Here is a 16,409-nt window from a genome sequence, read left to right on the forward strand (position 1 = left end):
GAAAGCCTCTGCCCAGCCAGACACATCGAGTCTGCCGAGAGAGACGCACATGACCCACTCAGATCGCAGGTCGGTGATCGAATTGAACAGCCCCTTCACTTTCGAGAAAACGGTGAATCGACTGTCAGTAGCGATTTCGAACGCGGGTATGAAGCTGTTCGCCCTCATCGATCATGCCGCGAACGCGCGCGATGTGGGACTCAGCATGCCCGCCACGGTCATTCTTATCTATGGAAAAGCTGAAGGTGGAACGCCCGTCATGCTCGCCTCTCCGCAGAGCGCATTGGATTTGCCTCTGCACGTTCTTGTACGAGAAGACATCGGCGGTCGAACCATCGTTTCTTTCCGAGACATCGTGCCGACGCTGGAAGCATCGGGCGTACCTGCTGCGCTTGCCAGTCGTCTGGGGCCAGCGCAGAACCTTCTCTTGAAGGCGATCGAGCCATGAGTCCCAATTCATCGAGCAAGAAATTCCTGGTTGTATTGATGCTGGCCTTTCCGCTGGCGAGCGCTAACGCATCTCATCCAGTCAATCAGACGTCGACGTTCCTGGCCGAAACATCAAAGGCGATGACGACCATGGATGCAGGCATGATGACCAAGCCCACCGGTGATGTAGACAGGGACTTTGTGGCGATGATGGTGCCGCATCATCAAGGTGCGATCGACATGGCAGTGGCTGAATTGCGATTCGGGCACAACGAACAACTCAAGCGGATTGCGCAAGAGATCATCGTTGATCAGCTGCAGGAGATCGCGGCGATGCATATCGCTCTGGGCCAGCAATTGCCACCATCAATTCCTTCGCCCACCCAACCCGATAGCCCCATGTCCGATCATTCCGGCATGCATGCCGAACAGGAGCGCTGATATGCACCGCAACTTTTGCCATGCCGCGATACTGGCCTGCTGTATTTCATCAAGCGCATGGGCTGGTCTGGCGCCAAGCGCATCGGCATCACCGGACATCGCTATTAGCCACCGCGACCGCGTCTACGCCGCCGAACAATTTTCCAACACGGTGTCGGTCACCGATCCGGCGGACAACAAACTACTCGGGGTGATCCGACTGGGTGATCCGCAGCCTGGCAATTTCAGTCCGCTCTACAGAGGACAGGTGCTTGTGCACGGCATGGGTTTCTCGCCTGACCACAAAACACTTGTGGTCGTTTCGATTGGCTCGAACTCAATCACCTTCATCGATACCGCGACGAACGCGGTAAAGCACACGACGTACATTGGTCGATCGCCGCACGAAGCATTTTTCACTCCCGACGGAAAGGAGGTCTGGGCGACCGTCCGCGGCGAGGATTATGTCTCGGTGATCGATCCAGTGACCTATCGGGAAACCGCGAGGATCAAAACTCCCGGTGGCCCTGGCATGACGATCTTTTCGCCGGATGGGCGCTACGGCTACATCTGCTCTTCGTTCAACCCTACGACAGTCGTCGTCACCGTTGACGACCACAAGATCGTTGGTAGGATCGCTCAGCCCAGCCCTTTCTGCCCCAACATTGCTGCGTCGCCAGATGGCAAGCAGGTTTGGTTTACCCTTAAGGACGTAGGCAAGGTCGTCGCCTTCTCAGCCAAACCACCTTTCACTGTCCTCAAGATCCTCGATACAGGTCCGATCACCAACCACGTCAACTTTGTCCACAACGCTCGCGGCCAGTTCGCCTACGTGACCGTCGGCGGACTGAATGAAGTACAGGTCTTCAGAACAAGCGATTTCGCAAAGGTCGCCACTATTCCGGTGGGCAAGCTTCCCCACGGCATCTGGCCATCGGGCGACGGAACCCGGATCTATGTCGGCCTTGAAAATGACGACAAACTGACGGCCATAGATACCATCACCAATGCAGTCGTCGCGACAATACCCATCGGTCAAGCGCCACAGGCTCTAGTCTATGTACCGGGCGCTGTATCGTCAGGCGACGGAACGCAGGGACTTCAACCACTCGGGCTAAGCGGCGAGGCTGCGCATTTGGTCCTGTCATCGCCTGCCAGTCCGCATGGCCCGACGACCAGCGTCAGCCTATTCGACCAAGGTTTAGTTCAAGTTTTGCAGGCATCCGTCGCGGGCCTAATGCCAAAGCAACCATACATCCTTGCTTTATCCTCAAAACCCAATGGTGGAGGCAGTCTGCAGCCGATAGCGGCTTTCATCACTAACCCGGCCGGATCCGCGATTGTCGACACCGTCGGCCCTATCCGGCGGGTCATCGAAGGAACTGATGCCTCCGCAACTAAATACCTAACTATTGCGGAGGGAACACCGGCGAAACCGGGAGCAATTGCGCAGACCCAACGACCATAACTTGGAATCCCAAGAGGGCTCAGCGTGAAAATTCATGTACCAACGAGTGTGACTGACGATTAGTCACTGGGATTGCCATGCAGCCCGTGGCGTGATTGCGCGTGCGAGGCGTTGCAAGAAACACCTCGCAGTTACGACAACAATGCCCCTTCAAGTAGCCGCTGTCGCTACCCTACCTTCGATAACGCGCCCTTATCGCCTCGCCACAGTACAAATGGGGCCGTCAGGCCTCGGTCTGCGAACGCTGATCATGTCGTCCATTCGCTAGCCGAAGAGTCTGCGTAATCAGACACGTGTCTTGCCATAATGTCTGGATTTGAGGGCCTCAAGCGATCGCAGTGGCGCAGCGCGCAATCGCGTTAATTGAACTTGACCAAATCCTGGAAGATCAGCTGAGCCCAATTGGATCCGCGCGCCTGAACGAGCAAACCGCCCTCGGTGAGTTTGACGGGCGCAAAGCCGAGTTGTTCAACCAGCGTGTAGAAGTCCCTGTGTGAAACGAGATGAATCAATAGCTTAAAGAAAGGGCAATTTCAGGTCGCTGATCACCTTTCACAGCAGCTGCTATCTCACTCAGCGCGCCCTCTCGTCACCGAGTAACCTCACGCAGCGTGGCAGCGAAGTAAGGCGGGATAGGATCGATTTGGTCTGTTCGTCATGTTAGGCGGGGTACTCATCGTGAATACGGAAAGTGTTGCTGTTGCGGAGATGGGCACGCCAGCACCTGGGTTGCTGGAGTCATCCCGGCGGCTGGTCTATCGGCATACGTTGCCGATCCGGATCATGCACTGGATCAATGTCATCGCACTGTCGCTGATGCTGTTCAGCGGTTTGCAGATCTTCAATGCGCATCCAAGCCTTTACTGGGGCAACCGATCCGATAAAGGCAAGGAACTCCTGATCCTGGGCGCCCATCAGGATTCGGCAGGAAACCTTGTCGGCACCACCCGGATTGGCAGCCACGAATTCACCACCACTGGCGTGCTGGGCGTATCCAAGGGCAGCGATGGCACGCCCGAAGTACGCGGCTTTCCATCCTGGCTCACCGTACCGGGCCCTGGCTGGTTGGCGATGGGAAGGCGCTGGCACTTCTTTTTCGCCTGGGTGTTCGTACTAAACGGGCTTTGCTACGTCGGCTATTCCCTCGCCCGACGGCACCTGCAGCGCGACCTGTGGCCCACGCGTAGAGACTGGCGCGGCATCGGCCATTCGATCCTCGACCATATCCGCTTCAAGCATCCGCATGGCGAAGAGGCGCTGCGCTACAACATTCTGCAGCGACTTGCTTACCTGACGGTGATCTTCGTGTTCGGTGTCGGCATCGTGCTGATGGGCCTGGCGATGTCGCCGCGCATGGATGCGGTGCTCTCGCCCTTGGTCGAGGCCGTTGGCGGTCGTCAGTCCGCGCGGACCATCCATTTCGTCATCGCCTGGGCCTTCGTGGCCTTCGTATTGATCCATGTGTTCGAGGTGCTTATCAGCGGCGTATTCAATCAGCTGCGCGGCATGATCACCGGTTACTACAAGGTTGATACAGGCAAGGTCGATACCGTCAAACCCGACGAGACGATCTCTGCCGAGGAGCGTTCCCATGACTGACCGCCGATCGTTCCTGCGCATCGCCATCATGGGCACAGCCAGCCTGATCGTCGCCGGCTGCGACCGCATTTCGCAAAGCAGCTGGGGTCCGAAGGTGCTGGACAAGGCCGAGGGGCTGAACCGCCGCGTGCAGGCGTTGCTCTCACCTTCAAGCGCCATGGCGAAGGAATACACCGAGGCCGATATCTCCTCCGTGTTTCATCCGAACGGCACCACGATGCCCAACACGCCGGCCTATCAGGCACTGATGGCGAACCAGTTCCGCGACTACAAGCTGCGGGTGGACGGCATGGTCAGCCGGCCAGCCATGCTGTCGATCGACGACCTGAAGAAAATCGATACACGCACGCAGATCACCCGGCATGATTGCGTAGAGGGCTGGAGCGCCATCGGCAAGTGGCAAGGCACCCTGCTCTCCGCCGTACTCGACCACGTCGGGGCTGATCCGCAGGCGCGCTTCGTTGTTTTCCACTGCTTCGATGACATGGACGTGAACACGCCTTATTACGAGAGCGTGGATATCGGCGAGGCGAGGCATCCGCAAACGTTGCTGGCATTCGCTCTGAATGACAAACCGCTGCCCGTGCCGAACGGCGCGCCCTTGCGCCTGCGCGTGGGTCGGCAACTTGGCTACAAGCAGGCGAAATACGTGAGCCGCATCGAGGTAGTCAAATCCTTTGACGCGATCGGCGGCGGCAAGGGTGGCTACTGGGAAGACCAGGGTTACGAGTGGTACGCGGGCATCTGATCGGGCATGCGCAACACGGCAGCGTGTGTCCCATGTCCATGCGTGCTTATTTGCCGCGACTGGCGTCGCCATGCGATGACGAACGATCTGGCGTAGAGCCATCGACCACGTCGATGGTCTCCACTTCACGCACCCAACGGGCCGGCCGCTTGTCCCCTGTTACAACAAGCCGCAAGGGGCCGTCCTTGCCGGGTAGCGGATGGCCGTCCTGCCTGTCGACCACGAGCACGTTGCGATCCCCGAAGGCCGCATCCAGCTCGGTCAGACTGAAGACCACCTGGTAGCCATCGGCGGCGGTGACGCGAACGAACTTGGTCATCTCGCGTCCACGCAATTGCTTGTCCAGCGGTGCGCCCGCGCGCCGCAGTAGCTCGACCAGTGCCACGCCTTCCCAAAGGCTTTGCTTCTCGTCATGCGCACCAGCCGTGATGCTGCTGCGTGGCAGACTCGCCAGATCACTTTCGTTGAACGTGCGGGCCTCCTTGCCAGCTACCCGAACCTGGACAGATCCCGCGCTCGATGGACCTGCGGGCAGTTGCGCTCCCCGCACGGGAAGCAAGAGCGTTGACGCCAGACACAGAGCGATACCGAACTTCATCAAGGAGGTCTTCAGCATGGGATTCGCTCGAGTTTGGTCATTGGGCGTTGATGTGGGTCGCACTGTGCATGCCGACTATATATCGCTCATGACCATCTAGAGGAGTCGATACAGAAGACATTCGAGCACTCCGCCTCTGCCCGCAGCAAGCTGGCAAGGACGGATCGCGTGGGCTGCCTCAAACTCCGCTGCACATCACATGGGAGGCACGGTGCCATCGAGGCCGACAGCCACGATCCTGGCGTTCACCGGATTGCCAGGCAGGCCCGCTACGAAGACGTGCGCGCCCTTGACGATCGCGCTCTTGTCAGCGGGTTTGAAGGTCACCACAGGCACGTTGGCCGGCACATCGATGGTCTTCTCGCCCTTTCCATAATCCACCACCAGCGAGCGATCACTGTTGCCGGACGCGCTCTTCACGGTACCGTTGGTCATCGCCGATGCCATCGGCATCGCGTGATTCATCTTCTTGACGGTGCCGTTCGTCATGGCTGAAGACATCATGCTGCCGTTGGTCATTGCCGAAGCGTTGCCGCCTTTGGCCGGGAGATCCCAGGCATAGTCGCCCAAGCCTGAGCCTTTCATCGCCGGTGGAAATACCACCACTTCAAGCGCACGCGAGCTACTGCCATCGGGCACGTTGGCCGAACCGATAAACGAGCCTGGCGTGATCTGGTCGAGGCTGCTCGGCACCACGCCGGTAATACGCGTGTCGGCTGCGATGACGATGGTTCTGGAGCCGGCATCGGTCTGCATCGTAAAGCCGGTAGCCGTCACGTCGGTGACAGTACCGCGCACATGCACGGGTTGATCAGCGGCTATCGCAGACATGGCCATTGCCGAGATCGCAACAGTCATGGCGGCGAGCAGCCCTTTTCGATGGAGATAGCGGATTTTCATGAGCATGACCTTTCTTGGGTTGGGGAGCGAATAAGCCGATGATCCTGACCTTTCGCTGTGACATGCCCCATCGTTACTCCCCCCACGTTCGATCTGCATGAATCGAAACAACGCGCACCCTCTGATGCCTCGTGCCATCTCCTGTTTGTATCGACGCCATGTCGGCATGTGCGATCTAGAGCTTTCGGCTTTGCGCAACAGCGTCTGGCGTGAGCGTCCCTTGCTTGCTCCCGAAGTGTGCGATGACATAGTTTGCCAGTGCCGCTACCTCAGTGTCCGAGTAAGCACGTCCGAAGGCTGGCATGAAGACATCGTGTCCATCGAGGCGCATCTTGGAGCCGTGCAAGATGACCTGGGTGACATTGGCACCGTTGATGTCATTCACGCCACGCGTAGCCAGCAACGAAGCGTACGGTGTCTCCTGTCCTTTGCCGTTCCATTGATGACAGCTTGCGCAGGCGCTCTCGAAGAGTTTGAGCCCCGCGCTGTTTGAATCGGCGCTATCTCCGCCGGGAGCTGTGTCGCTGGAGGCCAGCGCGGGAGCCGCTTTCGCATCGATCGTGATCGGGTTCTTCCCTTCCCGTGCGGGAACGCTGCGCAGATAGGTCACCAGGGCAGTCGTGTCTTCGGGCTTCAGGTACTGAAGGCTGTTATCAACAGCCTCGCCCATCGGTCCGGAGGCGGAGCCACGGCCATCCGCGTGCCCGGTGGATAGATAGCTGGCGATCTCGCCATCACTCCATGCACCTATGCCGTGCGCCGTATCCGATGTGATGTTGTAGGCGCGCCAGCCCTGCAATACCTCACCAGCCAGTTCGTTACCGTGCTCCAGGCCGAAGCCCACATTGCGCGGGGTGTGGCATTCTGCGCAATGCCCCAGAGCGCCAGCCAGATAGGCGCCGCTGTTCCATTGCGGTGATTTCGATGCATCGGCGGCGAAGCGCTGGCTCTTGAAGAACGCCGCATTCCAGAAGCCCATCGCCCATCGCTGGTTGAAAGGAAAACCGAGATCATTGGGTTTGTCCGACTGCGAAATCTTCGGCAGGCTGAAGAGATAGGCCTTGATCGCGAGGACATCGCTGCGGCTCAGCTGCGTGTACGAGGTATAGGGAAACGCTGGGTAAAGTCGCTTGCCATCCTTGCGGATACCTTCGCGTACCGCATGAACGAAATCATCATCGCTCCAGCTGCCGATGCCGGTTTGCGCATCGGCCGTGATGTTCGACGAATAAATCGTGCCGAACGGCAGACGGAACGGGACACCACCAGCAAACGGCTTACCTGAGCCAGGCACGGTATGACAGGCGGTGCAGTCGGCAGCCTTGGAGAGATATTCGCCGCGCGCGAGCACATCAGCGGTGGCGGGAGCACCGGCAATAGCCGGTGCTGTGCCGTCGGAGTTGTCGGTGCGATTCAGCGCGAAATACGCCACGGTGCCGAGAACCAGCACGAAGACCACGATGATGAGGAAGCGTTTCATGCGTCATTCCTCCCCGGGCTGGCGGCTGTTGCAGATACCACGCTCTTGAGTGCGTTGGCATCCTGCACGAGAAGGTTCCGATCCACCGGAAGCTTGTAGAGGCGCACGCCCGTTGCCGCAAAGATCGCGTTGGCCAAGGCAGGGGCCGCGATCGCGGTACCGACTTCACCCAAGCCACCGGGTGCTTCGCTGTTTTCGATCCGATGGACTTCGATCAGCGGGGTTTCGTTGATGCGCAGGTTTCGGTAGTCGTGGAAATTACTCTGTTCGATCGCACCGTCCTTGATCGTGATCTCGCTGTAGAGCGCCGCACTGAGCCCAAACAGAAGTCCCCCCTGGATCTGTGCCTCGATCGAGCTGGGATTGACCGCAATGCCGCAATCCAGGGTCACGACGGCACGGCGCAGCCGGATTTCTCCCTGCGGGGTGACTTCGGTTTCGACGATGGCGCAGACCCGGCTGCCAAAAGGTTCGCCCAGCGCGATGCCCCGCCCTACTCGCGCGGGCAACGGCTGACCGCCCCATCCGATTTTCTCTGCAGCCAGATTGAGCAAGGCCAGCGAGCGCGGGTTCTTCTGCAGCAACGCACGTCGGTATTCCAGCGGATCCTTGCCGGCGTGATGGGCGAGTTCATCCATGAAGCTTTCGACGACGAACAGGTTGTGCGTCGATCCCACGCCGCGCCACCAGCCGACGATGAGCCCGGGAGGCATGTCGTGACGAATCCATTCGACCTTGAGGTTCGGGATTTCGTAAGGTACTTCCACGACGCATTCCACGGCATCGCTGTCGAGGCCGTCCTTGCCCATGGCCATCGGCGCCCAGCGCCCCAGCACGGTGCCGCCGCTGGTGCGATAGCCATACCAAGTCGGTCGACCGTTCGCATCGAGTACGGCTGAAATGCGATCGTGGTACATCGGCCGCACACGATCGTGACGAATGTCTTCCTCACGCGTCCAGATGACCTTGAGCGGATACGACACCTGCTTGGCCAGTGCCAGCGCCTGCTCGACCGAGTCCGTTTCCAGGCGTCGCCCGAAGCCACCGCCGAGATACTGGTTGTGCACGATGATCTTGTCTTTGGACAGGCCAGTGATTTTTGCCGCAACGTCGAGAACGCGCGCAGGCACCTGGGTGCCCAGCCAGATTTCGCACTTGTCTGAAGTCACGAAGACGGTGGCGTTGAGCGGCTCCATGGTGGCGTGGGCGAGCATGGGCAGTTGATAGACCGACTCGACCGCTTTGCCATCGGCCGGCCGGCTGCCGGCCTCGCGCGCAACGATCGACTTGCCATTGAGCGCACTCTCGGCGAGTGCGTCGCGAAGCTGCTGGGTGGTGAGGTTGGCGTTCTCGCCGCGTTCCCACGTGATCCCCAGTGCCTCGAGTCCCTGCTTCGCGGCCCAGAAATGTTCGCCGACCACGGCGACCGCATCGCCGATGCGGATCACGTCGACGACGCCCGGCATCGCGCGGGTGGCCTTGTCGTCGACCGAAGCGAGCTTGCCGCCGATGGTGGGGCATGCCTTGACGACAGCGATCTTCATGCCGGGCACACGCACGTCCAGGCCGAACTGGGTGGCGCCCTTGACCTTGTCGGCGGAATCCACGCGCCGCAGCGGTTTGCCGATCAGCTGGAAATCCTTCGGGTCCTTCAGCTGCACCTTGTCCGGCATCGGCAACTGGCCAGCCGCCGAGGCCACCGCGCCGAAGCCAACGCTGCGGCCCGATGGGGTGTGGTGAACCATGCCCCGATCCACCGTGCAGGTCGACGGGTCAACATGCCACTGCGCTGCCGCGGCAGCCACCAGCAGTGTCCGCGCCACGGCACCGGCATCGCGCAGCACCTGCCAGGTGCCGCGCGTGCTGGTGGAACCGCCGGTAATCTGACCGCCCAGGAGCGGCATGCCGTACAGGTCATCGCTGGGCGGCGAATGCTCGACGGTGATCTGATCCATGCCGACGCCCAGCTCCTCGGCGAGCAACATGCTTGAACCGGTATAGATCGCCTGCCCCATTTCCACCATCGGCATGACCAGCCGTACGGTGCCGTCGGTACCAATGCGGATGAAGGCATTCGGCGCGAAGGCCGGGTTGCCGTCCGCCAGCGCGGCGGCGGCATCGCCCGGTTGCCTACGCGCATTGATCGCGGCGGATGCTATGCCGCTTCCGCCCAGCCATAGAAAGGCGATCGCCAGACCGCCCGACTGGATGGCATGCCGGCGATTCAGGTCGATCTGGTCAGCTGTCTGAGGCTTGCCTGTTTTCAGCTTCATGACGCGGCTCCTTCAGGCGAGGTGACGATCGTCTGCAGGATCTCAAGCTTGCCCGTCGCCGCCTGCTTGATGGCCGCACGGATGCGCACGTAAGTACCGCATCGGCAGATATTTCCCGACATGGCTGCGTCGATGTCCGCGTCGCTGGGATTCGGCGAGCGCTTGAGCAAGGCCGCCGCTGACATGATTTGTCCGGACTGGCAGTAGCCGCACTGCACGACGTCCACATCAAGCCAAGCCTGCTGAATCTTCTGCCCACTGGGCGTATCGCCGATGGCTTCGATGGTGGTGATGGCCTTGCTGCCAATCGACCCCACGGGAAGCACACATGAACGAACCGGCTGACCGTCCAGATGCACCGTGCATGCCCCACATTGCGCGATGCCGCAGCCGAATTTGGTACCCGTCAGGCCAATGACATCCCGCAAGACCCAGAGCAGCGGCATGTCCGCAGGAACATCGACCGAATGCGACTCGCCGTTGACGGACAAGGACAGCATAGGTACCTCCGCACTGCGTAGGGAATCCGGGAAATGAACCACTCCGGCACGGCGTGTGGGGTTCGTGCCAGACAGGCGCTCAAGAGCGACATTTCAGCAACACATCCGTGAGAATCCCGTATACCAGAAGACCCCTGCACGCGATAGCGCGCCAGCCGCCTTCATGGGCGAATGTCGCGTTAGACTGAAAATCTTGACCCGAAGATCTCGCTGCCCCATCCCTAGCTGGTGACATGATCGATGAATTCGGCGCACGAGCTGAGCACCCTGATCGATGCACTACGCAGGTTGCGCCGCGATACGTCGCCAAAGGCGGCACTGGCGACACTGACCCGCACCCGCGGCTCCACCTTTCGCCGTCCCGGCACTCGCATGCTTGTGTTGGGCGACGGCAGCGTGGTCTGTGAACTGTCCGGCGGCTGCCCGCAACGCGACATCGTGGCGCGCGCCCAGGAGGTCATTGCCAGCCATCTTCCCCGCCTGATTCACTACAACGCGGATTCGGGCCTCGATGTATTGCTGGAGATGGGTTGCGGCGGTGAACTCGAGGTACTGATCGAGCCGCTGGCTACAGCACATGCGCTCGGTTTTATCGATGCCCTGGCGCAATGCCTGGACGAGCGACGCTGCGCCCGACTCGCCACTTTGTTCGCTGTCGACGGGATGGTGGTGATGCCGCAGCGGATGTTGTGGTGCGAGCGCGATGTGCTGCATGACGATATCGCCGATCCGGCACTGACCCATTCGATCATCGATACCGTTACGCCGGTGGCCGTTAAACGCACCACCACGCTGCGCCTGCCATCAGCACGAGGCACGGTCGATGTACTGGTGGAACCGATACAACCACCGCACGCGCTGGTCGTCATCGGCAGCAGTGCTGCCGCACGCGCGCTGTTGCCGCTGGCCAGGGCCTTGGGTTGGCAGACTACCCTGGTCGATCACGATCCGGCACGCTTGCAGGCAACACATCTGCCGGCTGGCTTGCATGCCGTTTGCGCATCGCCAGCCAGCTTGCGCCGTGCCTTGCCGCTCGACGCGCAAAGCTCGGTAGTGGTGATGACACACAACCTCGAGCAGGACATCGCCTACCTGGCCGCGTTACAGGGCGTGCCGGTGTCCTATCTCGGTGCACTCGGATCGCGTGAACGCGTGGGACGCATGCGCGACCATCCCGCGCTTGCCGGGCTGCACGTGCATGCGCCCGCGGGACTGGACATCGGCTCGGAAACACCGGAGGAAATCGCCTTGGCGATCGCCGCCGAAATCATGGCGGTGATCAACCAGCGCGATGGTGGCCGGCTGCGCGACAACGAAGGCACGATTCACGGATGAGCCATTCCGTCGAAAGCCCGGCATCGCCTGTCATCCTGCTGCTGGCAGCAGGCGAAAGCCTGCGTTTTGGCGGCATCAAGCAACTGGTCGAGATTCAGGGTGAGCCGATGGTGCGCCGTGCCGCGCGTAGCGCGCTGGAGCAAGACACCCCCGTCGTGGTGGTGACGGGTGCCTATGCTGAACAAGTCGAGGCCGTACTCGACGATTTGCCGCTGCGGTTGATCCGATTCGACGGCTGGCATGAGGGCATGGGCAGTTCGCTCGCCGCTGGCGTTCGTTACCTGGATGTCGAATATCCGCAGGCTTCTGCGCTACTCCTGTGTCTGGCCGATCAACCGCTGCTGGATGCGGCCTTGTTAAGGGGCATACTCCAGCGACATGCGCTGGTACCGGAGCGCCTGCTCGTTAGCGAGCACAACGGCATACCGGGTCCGCCGGTGCTGTTTCCACGGGATTGCTTTGCGGCACTGATGGCATGCTCCGGCCCGCGTGGCGCACATGACTTGATCGAGCGGGAAGCCGTGCGCGTCGAGCGATTCGCCTCGCCTGGCGGCATCGACGTCGATACTCCGCTGGACCTTCAACATGTGCGCGACCAGTTGGCTAGCGACGAATCCCATTGACGTCGGCGACAGTCACTTCAGCTGCATCGTCGGCGTAATATTCCCGATCAGGTTGAGCAACGCGGTGCACGAACATGAGCGACAAGAAAGTACCCGGAGTCAGCGACTATGAGGCGCCCGCCGGCGGCTGGGGTGCATTGGGTGCGGTAGCGCGCGCCGTACGAGAGCAGATGGCGCCGGTGCGCGAAACCCGCGCGCTGCATCGGGTGAACCAGCCCACCGGCTTTGATTGCCCCGGCTGTGCGTGGCCCGATCCGAAACACACCTCCTCGTTCGAGTTCTGCGAGAACGGCGCCAAGGCGGTGACCTGGGAAGCCACCTCCAAGCGCACCACCCCCGAATTCTTCGCGCAGCACACGGTCAGCGAGCTCTGGACCTGGCACGACCATGCGCTGGAAGACGAAGGGCGGCTCACCCACCCCATGGCCTATGACCAGGCCACCGATACCTTTGTCGAGCTGAGCTGGGACGAAGCCATGCAACGCATCGGCATCGCCCTGCGCGCGCAATCCGACCCGAACATGGTGGAGTTCTACACTTCGGGCCGCGCCTCGAACGAGGCTGCTTTCCTGTACCAGTTGTTTGCACGGGAATACGGCACCAACAACTTTCCCGACTGCTCGAACATGTGCCACGAAGCGACCAGCGTGGGCCTTCCCGAATCCATCGGCGTCGGCAAGGGTACGGTAACGCTGGAGGATTTCGATCACTGCGATGCGCTGTTCTCGTTTGGCCACAACCCTGGCACCAATCACCCTCGCATGCTTTCCACCTTGCGCGAGGTATCGCTGCGCGGCGTGCCGATCATTGTGTTCAATCCCATGCCCGAGCGTGGTCTGGAACGTTTTACCGCGCCGCAAAGTCCCGTCGAAATGCTCACCGGCAAGTCCACACCGATTGCTTCGACGTATTACAAGGTGAAAGTCGGTGGCGACGTGGCCGTACTCAAGGGCATGATGAAGTACCTGCTCGATACCGACGAGGCTGAGCGTGCCGCCGGCCGTGCCGGGACGATCGACCACGATTTCATTGCGGCCAACACCACCGGCTTCGACGCCCTGGTGGCGGATCTGCGTCGCACCCGGTGGGATGCGATCGAACGCAAGGCCGGCCTTACCCGCGCCGATATCGAGGCTGCCGCAGCGGTGTACGCGAAAGCCGAACGCGTGATCATCGCCTATGGCATGGGCATTACCCAGCACAGCCACGGCACCGAGAACGTTCAGCAGATCGCCAACCTGCTGCTGCTGCGCGGCAATATCGGCCGTGAAGGCGCCGGCATCTGCCCGGTGCGCGGCCATTCCAACGTGCAGGGTGACCGTACCGTCGGCATCACCGAAAAACCGAACAAGGCGCTGAACGACGGCATCCGCCAACGCTTCGGCTTCGAGCCGCCGACCGCGCATGGGCACGATGCCGTGGAAGCGGTGAAGGCGATCCGCGATGGACGCTCGCACGTGCTGCTCTGTCTCGGCGGCAACCTGGCAGTGGCGATGTCCGATCCGGCGGCCACGTTTGCCGCCATGGCCAAGCTCGACCTGGCCGTGCATATCGCGACCAAGCTCAATCGCTCGCACCTGATCCTGGCGCGTGAATCGATCCTGCTGCCCTGCCTTGGCCGCACCGAGCTGGATGTGCAGGCCGGTGGCCCGCAGTCGGTCACGGTGGAGGACTCCATGTCGATGGTGCACGCTTCCGCAGGCCGCCTGAAACCCGCGGGTCCGTTGCTGAAGTCCGAGCCGGCCATTGTTGCCGCCATGGCCAGGGCTGCCCTGCCCGACTCCAAGGTGGAATGGGAAGCCTTCATCGAGGACTACGACCGCATCCGTGATGCGATCGAAGCGGTGTTCCCGATCTTCGAGCGCTTCAACGAGCGCGTGCGTATACCGGGCGGTTTCCGGTTGCCCGTCGCCGCATCCGATGGTGTGTGGGACACACCCGACAAACGCGCACATTTCCTGCTCGCGCGAGGGCTGGACGAAGACAGAAGTGGGCCCGAGGGTACGCTGACACTGACCACCCTGCGCTCGCACGACCAGTACAACACCACCATTTACGGCATGGATGATCGTTACCGTGGCATCACCGGCCGGCGCGACGTGATCTTCATCCATGCCAGCGATCTGGCCGCGCGTGGGCTGCAGCACGGCGACCTGATCGACGTTGAAGCCATCGGCAAACCGGGGACTGCGCCACTTGCCGTTCGCGGCTACACCGCCGTGGCCTATCCCATCGCCGAAGGCTCGGTCGCGATGTACTACCCGGAGGGCAATGCGCTGGTTGCGCTGGAGAACTACGACGCCCGTTCGGGGACACCGTCCTACAAGTCGGTGCCGGTGCGGATTCTGGCGGCGCAGCCGGCAACGCCTTGATGCGCCTGGCGGGTAGAGCGACCCGTCAGTGCTTCGACTCGTACCGTCGGCGCACGCTGTCGCGGACATCCACATCGAACAGCAATTCCAGCGCGTCGACGCCCTGCTCGCATGGCAGTAGGTAGCGCAGCCCTTCGCGCGTTGGCAGGCGCGCCGCATGTTCGCGAACCGCGGCTTCGGGTAGTCCGATCTGCCAGGCATCGGTGTAACCGGTGAGTACCGGTTCGGCCTCGTGCTGCAGTCGCAGCGTGAAGTGCATCATGAAGGCTTTGGCGAATTGCGTATGCCCGGCAATGACGTTGCCGGCCAGCAGCCGTGCCAGCTCGTCTTCATCGATACGGATCCGCACGTGCTGGGCTTCGATCTGCAGTTTCATGGGCAAACGCTCCGTAGTCCTGATCAGGATGGCGCGCGATCGATGCGTGGTGACTGGCCATGCACCAGGCTTACGACCTCCACAATCGAGCCTTCATCGCAGACCCCGGCATTTTCAGGCAGCACCACCCAGGCGCCGCTTTCCGTGTAGGGATAGATGCGAAACGGCTGCTGGTGCGGCAGCGCACGGGCGTGAAGCCGGCCATCTTCAGCCAGATGCAGGGTGGCGCGCAGAAAATGGCGCAGACCGGGTTTGGGCTGGTGTGGTGTATCCAGCACGGCATGCAGTACTGGCTCCGTGCCCTGCCCCATCATCGTGCGCAACACCGGTGCCACGAAGAAGCGCATGGCTGCCGCAACCGCCATCGGCGTACCGGGCAAGGCCAGCAACAGGGGACCTTGCGTGAGCCGCGCGCCCAACAGCGGCTTGCCGGGACGAACCGCCACGCCGTGGAACAACAGCTCAGCTCCGAGCCCACGGAGTACTTCAGGTACGAAGTCATAGCGCCCCATCGATACGGCGCCAGTGCTGAGTAGCATATCCACGCCGGCATCGAGTGCTTGCGCGAGGGCGTCGGCATAGGTGACCGCCGTATCGTCCACAGTCACGCACGAGTGCACTTGCGCCCCAGCCTCAGCCAGCGCTACTGCAAGGTATGGGCCGTTGGAATTGTGGATGCGATCGGCGACTAGTGGCTGTGAACGGTCAGCCTGCAGTTCCTTGCCGGTACAGATGATCGCAACACGCGGGCGGCGCACGACATCGATCGACGCGAGCCCCAGCGCCGCCAACAGCATCACATGCGCGGCATCGATGCGTATGCCGGGGCCGAGGACCTCGCTTCCCATCGCCACATCCGAGCCGGCATGGCGGACGTTTTGCCCGGCATCCAGTGTCTGCAGCAGGCGGATGCGCGCTGGCGTACCGTCGGAGTGCGTGGACAGGAGCTGCGTGTTTTCCAAAGCGACCACGCTGTTAAGGCCCTCGGGCAATCGTGCGCCGGTCATGATTTCGCAGGTATCGCCGATGGTGGTACTGGCACGATCACCGGCAGCTTGCGAGCCATGCACCGCATGTTCAGAACCAGGGGCCAGCGGCTCTTGCACCTGCAAGGCATATCCGTCCATGGCGGCATGGTCGAACGTCGGCAACGCCAACGGGCTGTGGATTGCAGCAGCGCTGACACGCCCCATTGCCTGATCCAGTGGACAGCTTTCGGGAGGCAGCCGTACAGCTTGTGCGAGCAAGCGTTGCAGCGCGTCTGTGTACTTGATCATGGGCATGCCGA

The 16,409-nt window shown here is 61.4% G+C and carries 15 protein-coding genes; 8 read left to right on the forward strand and 7 right to left on the reverse strand.

The genetic code is table 11. The features are described from left to right. Window positions 1-49: 49 nt before the first annotated feature. The 5 genes from B0E48_RS10240 to B0E48_RS10265 all read left to right on the forward strand — a co-directional run bounded on the left by B0E48_RS10240 (window position 50) and on the right by B0E48_RS10265 (window position 4,664). Window positions 50-448 (forward strand): DUF302 domain-containing protein, encoded by a 399-nt coding sequence (locus B0E48_RS10240; RefSeq protein ID WP_077518009.1) that lies wholly within the window; start codon window positions 50-52, stop codon window positions 446-448. Continuing rightward, a complete protein-coding gene (locus B0E48_RS10245) occupies window positions 445-870 on the forward strand; it encodes a DUF305 domain-containing protein (protein WP_077518010.1) in 426 nt (141 codons plus the stop codon). Before B0E48_RS10240 ends, B0E48_RS10245 begins: the two co-directional genes overlap by 4 nt. Window position 871: 1 nt before the next feature. Beyond that, window positions 872-2,317 (forward strand): YncE family protein, encoded by a 1,446-nt coding sequence (locus tag B0E48_RS10250; protein WP_077518011.1) that lies wholly within the window; start codon window positions 872-874, stop codon window positions 2,315-2,317. A 678-nt stretch (window positions 2,318-2,995) separates the two neighbouring features. After that, window positions 2,996-3,916, forward strand: coding sequence for a cytochrome b/b6 domain-containing protein (locus tag B0E48_RS10260; protein ID WP_254423923.1), 921 nt, complete (start codon window positions 2,996-2,998; stop codon window positions 3,914-3,916). Then, window positions 3,909-4,664: a molybdopterin-dependent oxidoreductase gene (locus tag B0E48_RS10265; protein WP_077518013.1), complete on the forward strand. Its 756-nt coding sequence runs from the start codon at window positions 3,909-3,911 to the stop codon at window positions 4,662-4,664. Before B0E48_RS10260 ends, B0E48_RS10265 begins: the two co-directional genes overlap by 8 nt. 46 nt (window positions 4,665-4,710) lie before the next feature. Here the strand turns inward: B0E48_RS10265 and B0E48_RS10270 are convergent, their stop codons facing one another. The 5 genes from B0E48_RS10270 to B0E48_RS10290 all read right to left on the reverse strand — a co-directional run bounded on the left by B0E48_RS10270 (window position 4,711) and on the right by B0E48_RS10290 (window position 10,415). Further along, entirely contained in the window at window positions 4,711-5,280 is a 570-nt protein-coding gene (locus B0E48_RS10270; RefSeq protein ID WP_077518014.1) for a molybdopterin-dependent oxidoreductase, read from the reverse strand. Window positions 5,281-5,457: 177 nt separating this feature from the next. Then, window positions 5,458-6,168: a metal ABC transporter permease gene (locus B0E48_RS10275; RefSeq protein WP_139350239.1), complete on the reverse strand. Its 711-nt coding sequence runs from the start codon at window positions 6,166-6,168 to the stop codon at window positions 5,458-5,460. Between the two features lie 169 nt (window positions 6,169-6,337). Next, entirely contained in the window at window positions 6,338-7,642 is a 1,305-nt protein-coding gene (locus tag B0E48_RS10280; protein WP_077518016.1) for a c-type cytochrome, read from the reverse strand. Further along, complete coding sequence (locus B0E48_RS10285; RefSeq protein WP_077518017.1) at window positions 7,639-9,915, reverse strand: molybdopterin cofactor-binding domain-containing protein; 2,277 nt, start codon at window positions 9,913-9,915, stop codon at window positions 7,639-7,641. The genes B0E48_RS10280 and B0E48_RS10285 overlap by 4 nt, the downstream gene beginning before the upstream one ends. Beyond that, on the reverse strand, window positions 9,912-10,415 hold the full coding sequence (locus B0E48_RS10290) for a (2Fe-2S)-binding protein (RefSeq protein WP_077518018.1): 504 nt from the start codon (window positions 10,413-10,415) through the stop codon (window positions 9,912-9,914). The genes B0E48_RS10285 and B0E48_RS10290 overlap by 4 nt, the downstream gene beginning before the upstream one ends. A gap of 240 nt (window positions 10,416-10,655) precedes the next feature. On the opposite strand from B0E48_RS10290, the gene B0E48_RS10295 reads away from it, so the two are divergent. From B0E48_RS10295 to B0E48_RS10305, 3 genes are all read left to right on the forward strand, one after another. After that, window positions 10,656-11,750 (forward strand): XdhC/CoxI family protein, encoded by a 1,095-nt coding sequence (locus B0E48_RS10295; protein WP_077518019.1) that lies wholly within the window; start codon window positions 10,656-10,658, stop codon window positions 11,748-11,750. Next, window positions 11,747-12,373, forward strand: a complete 627-nt coding sequence (locus B0E48_RS10300) for a nucleotidyltransferase family protein (protein ID WP_077518020.1) — start codon at window positions 11,747-11,749, stop codon at window positions 12,371-12,373. Before B0E48_RS10295 ends, B0E48_RS10300 begins: the two co-directional genes overlap by 4 nt. Window positions 12,374-12,447: 74 nt before the next feature. Continuing rightward, complete coding sequence (locus B0E48_RS10305; protein ID WP_077518021.1) at window positions 12,448-14,745, forward strand: FdhF/YdeP family oxidoreductase; 2,298 nt, start codon at window positions 12,448-12,450, stop codon at window positions 14,743-14,745. A 25-nt stretch (window positions 14,746-14,770) separates the two neighbouring features. On the opposite strand, the gene B0E48_RS10310 is transcribed toward B0E48_RS10305, so the two are convergent. Both B0E48_RS10310 and B0E48_RS10315 read right to left on the reverse strand, forming a co-directional pair. Beyond that, entirely contained in the window at window positions 14,771-15,121 is a 351-nt protein-coding gene (locus B0E48_RS10310) for a hypothetical protein (protein WP_077518022.1), read from the reverse strand. Between the two features lie 23 nt (window positions 15,122-15,144). Beyond that, window positions 15,145-16,398 carry a molybdopterin molybdotransferase MoeA gene (locus B0E48_RS10315; RefSeq protein ID WP_077518023.1) on the reverse strand — a complete coding sequence of 418 codons (1,254 nt, stop codon included), beginning with the start codon at window positions 16,396-16,398 and terminating at the stop codon, window positions 15,145-15,147. Window positions 16,399-16,409: the final 11 nt, after the last annotated feature.

It is taken from the genome of Rhodanobacter sp. C03, assembly GCF_002001175.1.
GTDB lineage: Bacteria > Pseudomonadota > Gammaproteobacteria > Xanthomonadales > Rhodanobacteraceae > Rhodanobacter.